Origin of the sequence: Bacillus sp. JJ1562 (assembly GCF_036962705.1) — a bacterium.
Classification (GTDB): domain Bacteria; phylum Bacillota; class Bacilli; order Bacillales; family Bacillaceae_L; genus Ferdinandcohnia.
In genome coordinates this window covers 1-11,774 of sequence record NZ_JBALOQ010000013.1, presented here as the reverse complement: position 1 = coordinate 11,774, position 11,774 = coordinate 1, and the positions used below count along the sequence as shown (strand labels likewise).

Genomic DNA, 11,774 nt, shown 5'->3' with positions numbered 1-11,774 from the left:
TCTTAGGGGGAATAAAGGAAATGAAACGCATTAAGTTTTTAGGTTTAGCAATGATTACTTTCGCACTGCTTGTATTAGCAGCATGTGGTGGAAATGAAGGCAGCACAGAAAAAGAAGAACCTCAAACAGGAAGCGAAACTGAAAGTGCTGAATTAGAAGGCAGCGTAGTAATTGATGGATCTGGAACAGTATTTCCTTTCATGTCTAAAATGGCAGAAAATTATATGTTAAATGAACAAGAAGGTGTATCAGTAGAAGTAAGTCGCGCTGGAACAAGTGCAGGATTCAAAAAGTTCTTAGTTGAAGAAGGCGGAACAGACTTTAACGACGCATCACGTGTAATTAAAGATGAAGAAGCAGCAACTGCTGAAGAGCTAGGAATTGATGTAAAAGAATTAAAGGTAGCTCTTGATGGACTAACATTCGTTGTACATCCTAACAACGATTGGGCAGAAGAACTAACTCAACAAGAAGTAATTGATATTTTCCTTGCAAGTGCTGGTAAAACAAATTGGTCAGATGTTCGTGAAGGTTTCCCAAGTGAGCCAATTAAAGCTTACGGACCAAATGAAAACCACGGTACGTATGAATTCTTCTGGGAAAACATTTTAGATGAGCAAGATTTAAGAGCTGATGCAAATCTACAACAAGAATACTCTACATTAGTAGATTTAGTATCTAAGGATGAAAATGCAATTGGGTTCTTTGGTTATGGTTATGCAGTAAACAACAAAGACAAAGTTAAAATTGTGAAAATTGATTTTGGTAACGGTCCTATAGAACCAAGTACAGATACAATTAGTGAAGATGGTGACTACGCTCCATTTACAAGACCAGTATTTACTTACCTAAATGTAAATATGGCGAAAGAAAAGCCACAAGTATTAGACTATGCAATCTACACAATGAAAAATGCAGCTGAAGTAGCAGCAGAAACTGGATTCGCTCCACTTCCAGAAGATGAATTACAAAAGGTAGTTGGAGAATTAGAAGGTTTAAAATAAAAATTTTAAATTGAAGATGAGAGCAGCTTTGCTCTCATCTTCAACCTAGTTATAGATAGAAAAAATAATTTTGGTCTTTATAAATCCTGAAATGGATTGAAGGGAGTTTGTCATGAAGGAAGGTTCTAAAGCTTTAAATGTACGCGAGCTGATTGCTAAAAATAAAAGCAATAAAAGTATGAACTCATTGATTGAAAAAGTAATTCCGAAAGGATTGCTTTTAATTGCGATTATCTCCATATTAACTACAATTGGTATCGTCTTTACACTTCTTTTTGAAACATTCGAATTTTTTAAACGTGTACCGTTTCTCGATTTCTATACTGGTACCGTCTTAAAACCCCTCGGTGACAATGCTCAGTTCGGGGTTTTACCTCTAATAACAGGAACAGTTATTTCATCGACTATAGCAATGTTTGTCGCAATTCCAATCGGTTTGATGTCAGCTATTTATTTAAGTGAATATGCTTCAGACCGAGTTAGAAGAATTTTAAAGCCAATTCTAGAAATTCTTGCAGGAATTCCGACGATTGTCTATGGTTTCTTTGCATTAACGTTCATGACGCCTCTATTACAATTTATTATTCCTGGTCTTGAACCGACCAATATTCTCAGTCCAGGTATTGTAATGGGAATAATGATCATTCCAATGGTCGCCTCTCTTTCGGAGGATGCAATGAGCTCAGTTCCAAATTCCATGAGAGAAGGAGCACTTGGTCTTGGCTCAACAAAGCTTGAAGTAACCTGGAAGGTTGTTATTCCTGCTGCAATGTCTGGAATCATAGCTTCTTTTGTTCTGGGTATATCCAGAGCAATTGGTGAAACCATGATTGTTACTCTTGCAAGTGGAAGTACTAAAAACTTTACGTTTGATCTTACTCAATCAATGCAAACAATGACTTCTTATATTGTTGAAGTCAATAGTGGTGATGCACCTGCTGGATCAACTTTATATTATAGTTTATATGCTGTAGCTATTACACTATTCGTATTTACATTAGTTATGAACTTACTTGCACAATATATTTCTCGCAAGTTTAAGGAGGAATATTAAAATGAAATATGTAAATGCAGAACAGGTGCAAAAGAAACTTAATACACGTTTAACAATAAATAAAATTGCAAAAACCGTATTTTTAATCTCAATACTTTTTAGTTTAGTCGTTTTATTAATCCTTTTTTATCGTGTCATTTCCCAAAGTCTTGGTTGGATCGACCTTCAATTTTTAACAAATAAATTATCAACTGTTGCTGAAAATGCTGGGGTTATGGGCGCAATTCTTGGAACCCTTTGGTTAATGATCGTTGTAGCTCCAATTACACTTCTTCTTGGTGTTGGAACAGCTATTTATCTTGAAGAGTATGCTACAAAAGGGCGCCTTCAACGCTTTATTCAAACAAATATTTCTAACCTTGCAGGTGTTCCTTCAATCGTATTTGGAATTTTAGGATTAACTGTTTTTGTTCGTGGATTTGGATTAGGAAATATTGTATTAGCTGGTGGACTCACAATGTCACTATTGGTACTTCCTATCGTTGTTGTGGCAAGTCAAGAAGCAATTCGTGCTGTTCCTAACTTTTTACGTGAAGCTTCATACGGAATGGGAGCTACAAAATGGCAAACGATTAAAAATGTTGTATTACCAGCGTCGTTACCGGGAATTTTAACAGGAGTTATTTTGGCTCTTTCTAGAGCAGTTGGTGAAACAGCTCCATTAACCGTGCTCGGAATTCCGGCACTATTAATGCCATTTCCAGATAGTATTTTTGACAAGTTCACAGTACTGCCAATGCAAATTTATTATTGGACACTTGATTCTGCACTTGTTGCTGAATACGCAAATCTAGCAGCAGCAGCAATTGTTGTTTTGTTAATCATCTTATTTTTAATGAATTCAATCGCAATTCTGATTCGAAATAAGTTCCAAAGAAGGTTCTAACTGATTTTTGCAGAAGCCGCCACTTCTGCAAAAAAAGTTAAAGCCTCCGGCGGATGCCACGATTTTTCAAAGGGAATTTTCGGGCGCAAATACGCCAAGGCGCATTTGATGTTTAATTGAAGGGGAGAAACTCAAACGATGACATTTAAAGTAGTTACTAATAATAATATAAATTTAGATCAAACTGATAAGAAAATTGTTTATGATACAAAGGATTTAAACCTTTGGTATGGAGAAGACCATGCGTTAAAAAATATTAACTTTCCTATATATGAAAACGAAGTGACGGCGATCATTGGGCCGTCAGGATGTGGAAAATCAACCTATATTAAAACATTAAACCGTATGGTTGAACTAGTACCGATTGTACGAATTTCCGGAGAGATTTTATATAAAGAAAGAAATATTTTTGATAAGACTTATAAAGAAGAAGAGCTTCGAACAAAGGTTGGAATGGTTTTCCAAAAGCCAAATCCGTTTCCAAAATCCATTTACGACAATATTGCCTATGGTCCTAGAATCCACGGAATTCGAAATAAAAAGGTGCTTGATGAAATTGTAGAAAAAAGCTTACGAGGTGCAGCCATTTGGGATGAAGTAAAAGACCGACTTAATGAGAATGCATATGGTCTATCAGGCGGACAGCAACAAAGAATTTGTATTGCTAGATGTTTAGCAATCGAACCAGATGTTATACTAATGGATGAGCCAACTTCTGCCCTTGACCCGATCTCAACATTAAAAATTGAAGAACTAGTTCAAGAACTGAAAAAAGACTTTAGTATCATTATCGTTACACATAACATGCAACAAGCAGCACGAATCTCTGACAGAACAGCATTTTTCCTTAGTGGGGAAGTCATCGAATATGCAAAAACTGATAAAATGTTCTCAAACCCATCTGACAAGCGCACAGAAGACTATATCACAGGTCGTTTCGGGTAAAAAAATAGATAAGGGGAGTAGTGTATGTCCATACGCACAACGCTAGATAAAGATTTAGATCGCCTTAAAGAATTACTAATTGAAATGGTAAATTTATCAAAAACAGCTGTAGGAAAATCAGTCCAATCACTTTCAGAGCAAAATATCGAAATGGCTGAGAAAATCATTGAAGAAGACGCAAAAATTAATGAGTTAGAAGAGCAAATCAATAACCTGATCATTCTACTAATCGCTCAACAACAGCCGGTGGCATCTGATCTCCGTACTATTATCGCTGGATTGAAAATTTCAAATGATGTTGAGCGAATCGGGGACCTAGCTGTAAATATCGCAAAATCCGTTATCCATATTGGAGACGGCCCATTAATTAAGCCAATTGTTGATATTCCTAAAATGGCTGATATGGCTTTAGACATGTTAAATAACGTAATCAAAGCCTATATTGAAAAAGATATCGAATTAGCGATTACAACAGCTAAGACCGATGACGAGGTCGATGCTTTATATGGTAAAATTCTCAAAGAACTACTTGAATTAATGCCAAGTAAACCAGATTCATTCAATCAGATCACTCAGTTATCCTTTGTTTCCCGTAATATCGAACGGATAGCAGACCATACAACAAATATGTCAGAGCATATCATTTATATGGTAAAAGGAAAGAATGTCGATTTAAATGCTTAACGAAAAAACTCAAGCCAATCATAGGCTTGAGTTTTTTAAGTAGTTAAATAGTAAATAGCTCCATAAATAATGGTTGATATGATCAATCCGATTGCGATTCCTCGTAATAAATATTTATCCATTACATGAGCCCCATTTTCTTTGCTTGTTCTAGGATGAGTCGAACTTCTTCAACTGGCAAATTTGTTTTTTTTCCGATTTCCTCGTAGCTCAAACCTTTATCATATAAAGATAAAATGGAAGTATTTGATAAAGACATTGCACTTGTTGGCGGTCCTATTTCATCATCAATGTCATTTGTGAGTAGTTCTTCCTCTAAGATCCTCATTTTTTTCTTTAATAGATACGTTTCCTGAATCACAGAAAGCGAAAGTTGATCTATTTCTTCTTGCACCATTTTTATCCGATCCTTACCATAAAAGGAGATGACAAGAAGAAGAATTGCGATACCTAATAAAATAATAAATGCGTATTCCATATCTTCACTCCATTCCATAACTAATCTTATCGTAACTTACTAGCGTGGACAACACTTTGTATACCTGTTAATTGTATTTTGATATAGTGATCAGAATTTCTTTCTCACCAAAAAAAGGACTGGAATTTTGAATAGTTAAGTGGTATGATAGGTAAGTCTGATTAATGCTTTATATGTTTGGAGGGAAATAATCATGCGTGTTAAAATCACTTTAGCTTGTACTGAAACTGGTGATCGTAATTATATTACAAAGAAAAATAAGCGAAACAACCCTGACCGTCTTGAACTTAAGAAATATAGCCCAAGACTTAAAAAGGTTACTCTACACCGCGAAACAAAGTAACAGTAGGAAAGAAATTTCCTACTGTTTTTTTATATAATAAAAGCGATGATTTGAGGGAGGCGAATAAGTTGAAAACGAAACAGGACCTGAGAAAAGCGATAATGGGGACTTTACGTTCGATTGATAAAAATACTTTAGATAAATGGTCGAAGGAAATTACAAAACAAGTCCTTTCTTTACGAGAGTGGGTAAACGCGAAGACAATTGGCATTACAATCTCCGGGGAGTATGAGGTAAATACGAAATACTTGATTGAGAAAGCGTGGGAATCAAAGAAACGAGTGGCTGTTCCAAAATGTCATCCAAAGACAAAAACGATGTCATTCCGTGAAATTACATCATTTTCACAGTTGGAGGTGGTCTATTATGGGCTACAAGAGCCAATTGAAGAACAAACACGAGAAATCTTACATAATGAAATGGATGTATTAATTGTCCCTGGCCTATGCTTTGCAACAAACGGATACCGACTTGGCCACGGCGGTGGGTATTATGATCGGTATTTAACGGAATATAAGGGGAACACCCTTTCATTAGCATTTCCAAAGCAACTTGTTGAGAAAATACCACTTGAGCCATTTGATATTCCTGTGCAGAAAATCGTGACAAATTCAAAGGTTATTGATGCTCATGATTAATCTCTTTATCCAAATTATTGCTACCGTAGTTGTAGCAGTTTCAGGTTATAAAAAAAAATCATTAACAATTAGTGGAGCGGTAGGGACGATTATTGTTGGAAGTGCCGTGTCGATTGGTTTCGGATATCGGGGTTTGCTTTTATTAGGTGTCTTTTTTGCAAGTTCTAATTTTTGGAGTAAGTTCAAGGCTGAAAAAAAGGAAAGTCTCAAACATAAAGTGGCAAAAGGTGAGCAACGTGATATGGTTCAAGTCTTTGCCAATGGTGGTGTTGCTGCATTTGCCGGTTTAATGTTTGCGTGGACTGATTCATTCATATGGCTATTTTTATTTATTGGATCCATCGCAGCTGCAACCGCCGATACTTGGGCTTCCGAAATTGGGCCTCTTAGTAAGAAACAGCCAATCCTCCTTACGAAAATGAAACGGGTGGATGCAGGAACATCAGGGGCAATTTCAGTATTAGGAACGATTGCTGGCTTCTTAGGCTCACTTCTCATTAGCATCATTTCATTTTTAGTTTGGCCAGAACTATCAGTTATTCTGTTAGTCGGACTTACATTGGTCGGTTTCTGTGGCAATTTAATTGATACAATCATGGGAGCAACCGTTCAAGTCGTATATAAATGCTCAGTTTGTGGAATGGAAACGGAAAAAGGGGTCCATTGTGGACGGGAAACAAACTATCTCAAGGGTTTTCAATTTTGCAATAATGATGTTGTGAATTTTATCTCAATCCTCCTTGCTTCTGGACTTGGGACATATTTCCTTTCATTTTTACAAGGATAAAATGAAAGGGATAATCAAAAAGTATATCTAGGAGGGATAAAAAATGTTGAGCTTATTGACCCGAATAGCTTTACTTTTTGGAGCGATTTATGCTGTCTACAGGTACCGTTATCGCATTTTTAATCGCGTGTTTGGTAACCCGGCAGTTCGACGTGTCTTTATCAGTTCGTCGATGAAACTCCCATTTATTCGAAATAGAATGATACACCACGCCTTCCGCTAGAAAAGAAAACCTGTTGAACTCACTTCAACGGGTTTTTTCGTTTTTTAAGACAGAAATTTGGTAACTGTTATAGAAAAACGTTTATAATAAAAGAAACTTATTGGACGAGGGGGGATTTGGTGTTCAAACAGGATTATCTTTATTGGAAAATGATCGAGGGGCTTCAGTTAGAAGGTGGCTACCGAATTCTCCAATTATCTAAATCAAACAATGAAATTTGGTTAGAAACAACACAAAAAAATAACCCAAGAATAATTCGCATCCTACGCCATGATTTGGATTGGAGCAATTGGATGCAGAGGGATATGGAACTCACAGCCGGGCGATTGGAGCAGTTAAGGAAACGTCTATTTTCACGTAAACTGGATGCTCTCAATATTTATATTACTACTTACCCACCTGTCGATGATTGGAAATTTCGATTAGACGACTCACTCGTTGCAGGTGCTAAAGGCCTTACTACTTTACATACCGTTTTAATTGATTCGGAACATCAGGATACAGGATTACAGGAAATATCAAAGTTTATTCATACCGACTTTGATTTGGATGATTCCATCAATATAGACGTTGAAACACTTGAAAACATCAAAAATGAGGTTATTTCCGTTGCAAATAAACGGATTTCAAGTGAAAAGCAAATTTTCCAAAATGGGAAACCTTTTTTTACATATATCTTAATTGCCATTCAATTAATTATGTTTGCTATTTTAGAGTTGAATGGTGGAAGCACAAATACGGAAACCTTACTGAAATATGGGGCAAAGGAAAACTTCCGGATTTTAAATGGTGAATGGTGGCGCTTTTTCACACCGATGATTTTACATATCGGATTCATTCATCTTCTTATGAATACCTTCGCGTTATATTATTTAGGGACAGAGGTTGAACGGCTATACGGAAAATTCAGGTTTTTAATGATTTATGTATTTGCAGGATTTGTAGGAAGTCTTGCGAGCTTTGTGTTTAATACAAATATTTCTGCTGGGGCTTCAGGTGCCATCTTTGGATGCTTTGGTGCACTATTGTTTTTTGGAACTGCCTACCCTAGCCTATTTTTTAGAACAATGGGTCCAAATATTATTGGAATCATTATCATCAACCTAGTACTAGGATTTATGATTCCTGGAATCGATAACTCAGGTCATATTGGAGGTTTGGTTGGTGGTTTTTTAGCAGCAAGCATCGTTCATTTCCCTAAGCGAAAAGAATTGGCTAAGCGATTAGGCGGACTTGTGGTAACAATGGTGACTGTTGGGGTACTTTTTTATGTTGGTTATGTGGTTCAGCCACATTCTGATAATCCTCAATTTGTCGTGCAAACCGCACAGGAATACATTCAATCAAATGAGTTTCAAAAAGCATATGACATGTTAATAACTGCCGAGGAAAAAGGTGCAGACGCACCAGAAGTGTATTTTTATTTATCCTATACGGAGATTAAACTAGGTAAGTTTGAAGAGGCAAGAGATCATTTAGAACTTGTCACGATTAAAGCACCTGAAATCTCCGAAGCACATTATAATCTTGCATTAGTTTATGTCCAGCTCCAGGATTTCGATAATGCAAAAAAAGCTGCAGAACAAGCGATTGAAGAAGACCCAGATAATGAAAATTACAAAGAACTGTTAAAAGAAATAAATGACATGGAAAATGGTCAATTGTAAAAAGTGTCTCGCATTTGAGGCACTTTTCTTTATTCCCCTCAATTAGTATGTTTTTCCAGTTTTACGTCAATGATGGATTAGTAGCCTAAACAAGTTGCTATTGTGGAGTGATTCAAATGGGAAATGAAAAAGAAAAGCCAATACATCGGGTCTCAACAAATCTACAAGAAAATCAAAGCTATTTAAAAGAAGCACTAGGTGTAGACAAAAGCTTTGATGTCATTCAACATGACGTAGAATATATCGGTAAAGAAATGTCCTTTTTTTTAATTGATGGTCTTGTTAAAGATGATATTTTACACCTTTTGCAAAAATTTCTCGCAAATCAAGATGAGAGTATTTTTAAGACAGATGGATTAGAAAAGCTTCTTAAGACGTATATTCCATATGTTGAAGTTGAAAGCACAGATGATCTAGATAAAGTTGTTGACATGGTGCTTGCGGGTCAAACTGGTCTTGTCATTGATGGACTGGAAAAAGTGATTTTAATTGATGCAAGAACATATCCAGTTAGAGGACCAGAAGAGCCTGATACGGAAAGAGTTGTTAGAGGTTCAAGGGATGGCTTTGTTGAAACAATTGTTTTTAATACTGCCTTAACAAGAAGAAGAGTTCGGGATAAATCTCTCCGAATGGAATATATGCAGGTGGGAAGACGTTCAAAAACGGATATCGTTGTTAGTTATATTGAGGATATTGCCGATCCTGCTCATGTTAAGGAAGTAAAAGATGCGATATCAAAGATTGATACCGATGGCTTACCTATGGCTGAGAAGACAATTGAGGAATATATTTCAGGTCGACATTATAATCCTTATCCTGTTGTTAGATATACAGAAAGGCCTGATACAGCAGCATCCCATCTTTTTGAAGGCCATATCATTATTTTGGTCGATGGTTCGCCAAGTGTTCTTATCACGCCAACAACATTTTGGCATCATATGCAGCATGCTGAGGAATATCGGAATAGTCCGGTTGCCGGTCTGTACCTTCGCTTAGTTCGCTATCTAGGAGTATGGGCATCACTCTTTTTATTACCACTCTGGTATTTGTTTGCTGTTCATCCAGAACTGTTGCCAGAAAATCTTAAATTTATCGGTCCAAATGATGACGGCAGATTACCGTTAATTTTACAGTTCTTTTTTATTGAAATAGGAATTGATCTATTAAGAATGGCAGCCATTCACACGCCGACATCCCTTGCTACAGCACTTGGACTTGTCGCTGCGATGTTAATCGGACAGGTAGCAGTTGAAGTTGGATTATTCACAAACGAGGTAATTTTGTATTTAGCAATCGCCGCGATTGGGACATTCGCAACGCCGAGCTATGAGATGAGTCTTGCAAACCGCTTGGCTCGATTATTTCTGTTATTAACAACGAGTATTTTTGGGGTAATCGGTTTTGTCGGTGGGATTACACTCTGGGTTCTCTACTTAGCTCGAATGAAATCCTTTAATGTACCGTATTTATGGCCATTTATTCCATTTTCTTTCAAAGGATTTAAGGATGTCTTATTCCGTGCACCAATACCATTAAAAAGAAATAGACCAAAAATATTGCATCCACAGGATCCAGATAAATAAAAAATTTTTAGGGAGTGTTCACTAGATGAGCACTTCTTTTACATTTTTAAGGACTTTTATTCGAAAGGCTTGCTTGTTTGTTTATTTTTGAATAAGCTAGATTTATATTGTGGAATGCAGAAGGTGAAAATGTGAAGACAATTTATGATATTCAACAATTTCTCAAAAAATTTGGTACCATTATTTATGTTGGTGACCGAGTAGCTGATCTTGAACTAATGGAAGCTGAGATCCAGGAGCTATTCAATTCACAGCTTATTGAAACAAAGGACTATCAATTAGCCATCTTTCTTCTCCGTCAAGAAATCGTATGGGAAACAGAAAAAAAGGCTAAAAACAAATAAATAAAGGAATGGGAATACATATGGAAAATTTATTGATAGGCATTGATTTAGGTGGCACAACGGTTAAGTTAGCCTTTATTACACAAGAAGGTGAAATTATCACAAAATGGGAAATCCCAACTGATAAATCAGGAGATAAAATTATCCCCGACATTGCTGAAACAATTAAGGCAAAAATGAATGAATTACAGCTTACAAAAGAAAAATTTGCTGGTGTAGGGATGGGGGCACCTGGTCCTGTTAATTTCGAGGAAGGTATTTTCTATAAAGCAACCAACCTAGGAATGAAGGAAATGTTCCCATTAAAAGCAGAGCTAGAGAAAACAATCGGTTTACCTGCTGCCGTAGACAACGATGCGAACGTAGCGGCTATCGGTGAGATGTGGAAGGGTGCAGGTGAAGGAGCTAAGGATCTAATCTGTGTAACATTGGGAACTGGGGTTGGTGGAGGTATTATCTCCAATCGTGAGGTTGTTCGCGGAGCAAATGGTGCAGGTGGAGAGATTGGTCATATCACATCCATACCTGAAGGTGGTGCTCTATGTGGATGTGGCAAGACTGGCTGTATTGAAACAATAGCATCTGCAACAGGCATTGCACGTCTGGCAAAAGAGGCGATTCAAGCTCAAAACGAACCTAGCCTTATTCGTGACAAATTTAAACAAACTGGTGAAATCACCTCTAAGGATGTCTTTGAAGCAGCAGAAAAAGGAGATCAGCTTGCGAAGAACATCATTGATCATGTAACCTATCACCTTGGCCTAACGTTAAGTCATGTTGCGAATGGACTAAACCCTGAAAAAATCGTAATCGGTGGTGGTGTCTCAAAAGCAGGTAACCAATTGCTATTACCATTAAGAAACCAATTCAAACGCTTTGCGTTTTCGAGGGTTGCTGATGCTGCTGAAATCACAATTGCCACGTTAGGAAATGATGCAGGTGTGATTGGTGCCGCATTTTTGGCAAGAAATAAGTTGACTTAAATAATCCAAAAGTACTAGAAAAAAGAGATTTCACAATGAAATCTCTTTTTTTACATTTGTGTTAGAAAATTTAAAAGATTATTACTTTTAATTACTATGAAACTTTCTAGTCAACTAATCGTCTTATAAGTATATACATAATGTACATTAAT

At 36.7% G+C, this 11,774-nt stretch carries 13 protein-coding genes; 12 read left to right on the top strand and 1 reads right to left on the bottom strand.

Annotated elements, in window-relative coordinates; translation table 11 throughout:
• Positions 1-20: 20 nt before the first annotated feature.
• The 5 genes from V7097_RS07605 to phoU all read left to right on the top strand — a co-directional run bounded on the left by V7097_RS07605 (position 21) and on the right by phoU (position 4,573).
• The gene (locus V7097_RS07605; RefSeq protein WP_335703004.1) at positions 21-1,004 is read left to right on the top strand and encodes a PstS family phosphate ABC transporter substrate-binding protein; all 984 of its coding nucleotides are present in this window, start codon (positions 21-23) and stop codon (positions 1,002-1,004) included.
• A gap of 112 nt (positions 1,005-1,116) precedes the next feature.
• Complete coding sequence (gene pstC, locus V7097_RS07600; protein ID WP_335703003.1) at positions 1,117-2,058, top strand: phosphate ABC transporter permease subunit PstC; 942 nt, start codon at positions 1,117-1,119, stop codon at positions 2,056-2,058.
• Between the two features lies 1 nt (position 2,059).
• Positions 2,060-2,944, top strand: a complete 885-nt coding sequence (gene pstA / locus V7097_RS07595; protein WP_335703002.1) for a phosphate ABC transporter permease PstA — start codon at positions 2,060-2,062, stop codon at positions 2,942-2,944.
• Positions 2,945-3,082: 138 nt separating this feature from the next.
• A complete protein-coding gene (gene pstB, locus V7097_RS07590; RefSeq protein ID WP_335703001.1) occupies positions 3,083-3,889 on the top strand; it encodes a phosphate ABC transporter ATP-binding protein PstB in 807 nt (268 codons plus the stop codon).
• Between the two features lie 24 nt (positions 3,890-3,913).
• The gene (phoU, locus tag V7097_RS07585) at positions 3,914-4,573 is read left to right on the top strand and encodes a phosphate signaling complex protein PhoU (protein WP_335703000.1); all 660 of its coding nucleotides are present in this window, start codon (positions 3,914-3,916) and stop codon (positions 4,571-4,573) included.
• 121 nt (positions 4,574-4,694) lie between these two features.
• Here the strand turns inward: phoU and V7097_RS07580 are convergent, their stop codons facing one another.
• Positions 4,695-5,051 (bottom strand): hypothetical protein, encoded by a 357-nt coding sequence (locus V7097_RS07580; RefSeq protein WP_335702999.1) that lies wholly within the window; start codon positions 5,049-5,051, stop codon positions 4,695-4,697.
• Between the two features lie 193 nt (positions 5,052-5,244).
• Between V7097_RS07580 and rpmG the strand changes: the two genes are divergently transcribed.
• The 7 genes from rpmG (at position 5,245) to V7097_RS07545 (ending at position 11,622) form a co-directional block, all read left to right on the top strand.
• Complete coding sequence (rpmG, locus tag V7097_RS07575; RefSeq protein WP_335370017.1) at positions 5,245-5,394, top strand: 50S ribosomal protein L33; 150 nt, start codon at positions 5,245-5,247, stop codon at positions 5,392-5,394.
• A gap of 68 nt (positions 5,395-5,462) precedes the next feature.
• A complete protein-coding gene (locus V7097_RS07570; RefSeq protein ID WP_335702998.1) occupies positions 5,463-6,032 on the top strand; it encodes a 5-formyltetrahydrofolate cyclo-ligase in 570 nt (189 codons plus the stop codon).
• Complete coding sequence (locus tag V7097_RS07565; protein ID WP_335702997.1) at positions 6,025-6,819, top strand: DUF92 domain-containing protein; 795 nt, start codon at positions 6,025-6,027, stop codon at positions 6,817-6,819. The genes V7097_RS07570 and V7097_RS07565 overlap by 8 nt, the downstream gene beginning before the upstream one ends.
• 342 nt (positions 6,820-7,161) lie before the next feature.
• Positions 7,162-8,709, top strand: a complete 1,548-nt coding sequence (locus V7097_RS07560) for a rhomboid family intramembrane serine protease (RefSeq protein WP_335702996.1) — start codon at positions 7,162-7,164, stop codon at positions 8,707-8,709.
• A gap of 116 nt (positions 8,710-8,825) precedes the next feature.
• Positions 8,826-10,295: a spore germination protein gene (locus V7097_RS07555; protein ID WP_335702995.1), complete on the top strand. Its 1,470-nt coding sequence runs from the start codon at positions 8,826-8,828 to the stop codon at positions 10,293-10,295.
• A gap of 131 nt (positions 10,296-10,426) precedes the next feature.
• Complete coding sequence (locus V7097_RS07550; protein ID WP_335702994.1) at positions 10,427-10,639, top strand: YqgQ family protein; 213 nt, start codon at positions 10,427-10,429, stop codon at positions 10,637-10,639.
• Positions 10,640-10,659: 20 nt separating this feature from the next.
• On the top strand, positions 10,660-11,622 hold the full coding sequence (locus V7097_RS07545; RefSeq protein WP_335702993.1) for an ROK family glucokinase: 963 nt from the start codon (positions 10,660-10,662) through the stop codon (positions 11,620-11,622).
• The last annotated feature ends 152 nt before the right edge of the window (positions 11,623-11,774 follow it).

Bases quoted from the DNA above. Each gene is read 5' to 3' on its own strand.
- V7097_RS07565 (WP_335702997.1), top strand. From the start codon at position 6,025: ATGATTAATCTCTTTATCCAAATTATTGCTACCGTAGTTGTAGCAGTT.
- V7097_RS07555 (WP_335702995.1), top strand. From the start codon at position 8,826: ATGGGAAATGAAAAAGAAAAGCCAATACATCGGGTCTCAACAAATCTA.
- V7097_RS07545 (WP_335702993.1), top strand. From the start codon at position 10,660: ATGGAAAATTTATTGATAGGCATTGATTTAGGTGGCACAACGGTTAAG.
- pstA (WP_335703002.1), top strand. From the start codon at position 2,060: ATGAAATATGTAAATGCAGAACAGGTGCAAAAGAAACTTAATACACGT.
- pstC (WP_335703003.1), top strand. From the start codon at position 1,117: ATGAAGGAAGGTTCTAAAGCTTTAAATGTACGCGAGCTGATTGCTAAA.
- phoU (WP_335703000.1), top strand. From the start codon at position 3,914: ATGTCCATACGCACAACGCTAGATAAAGATTTAGATCGCCTTAAAGAA.
- pstB (WP_335703001.1), top strand. From the start codon at position 3,083: ATGACATTTAAAGTAGTTACTAATAATAATATAAATTTAGATCAAACT.
- V7097_RS07605 (WP_335703004.1), top strand. From the start codon at position 21: ATGAAACGCATTAAGTTTTTAGGTTTAGCAATGATTACTTTCGCACTG.
- V7097_RS07580 (WP_335702999.1), bottom strand. From the start codon at position 5,051: ATGGAATACGCATTTATTATTTTATTAGGTATCGCAATTCTTCTTCTT.
- rpmG (WP_335370017.1), top strand. From the start codon at position 5,245: ATGCGTGTTAAAATCACTTTAGCTTGTACTGAAACTGGTGATCGTAAT.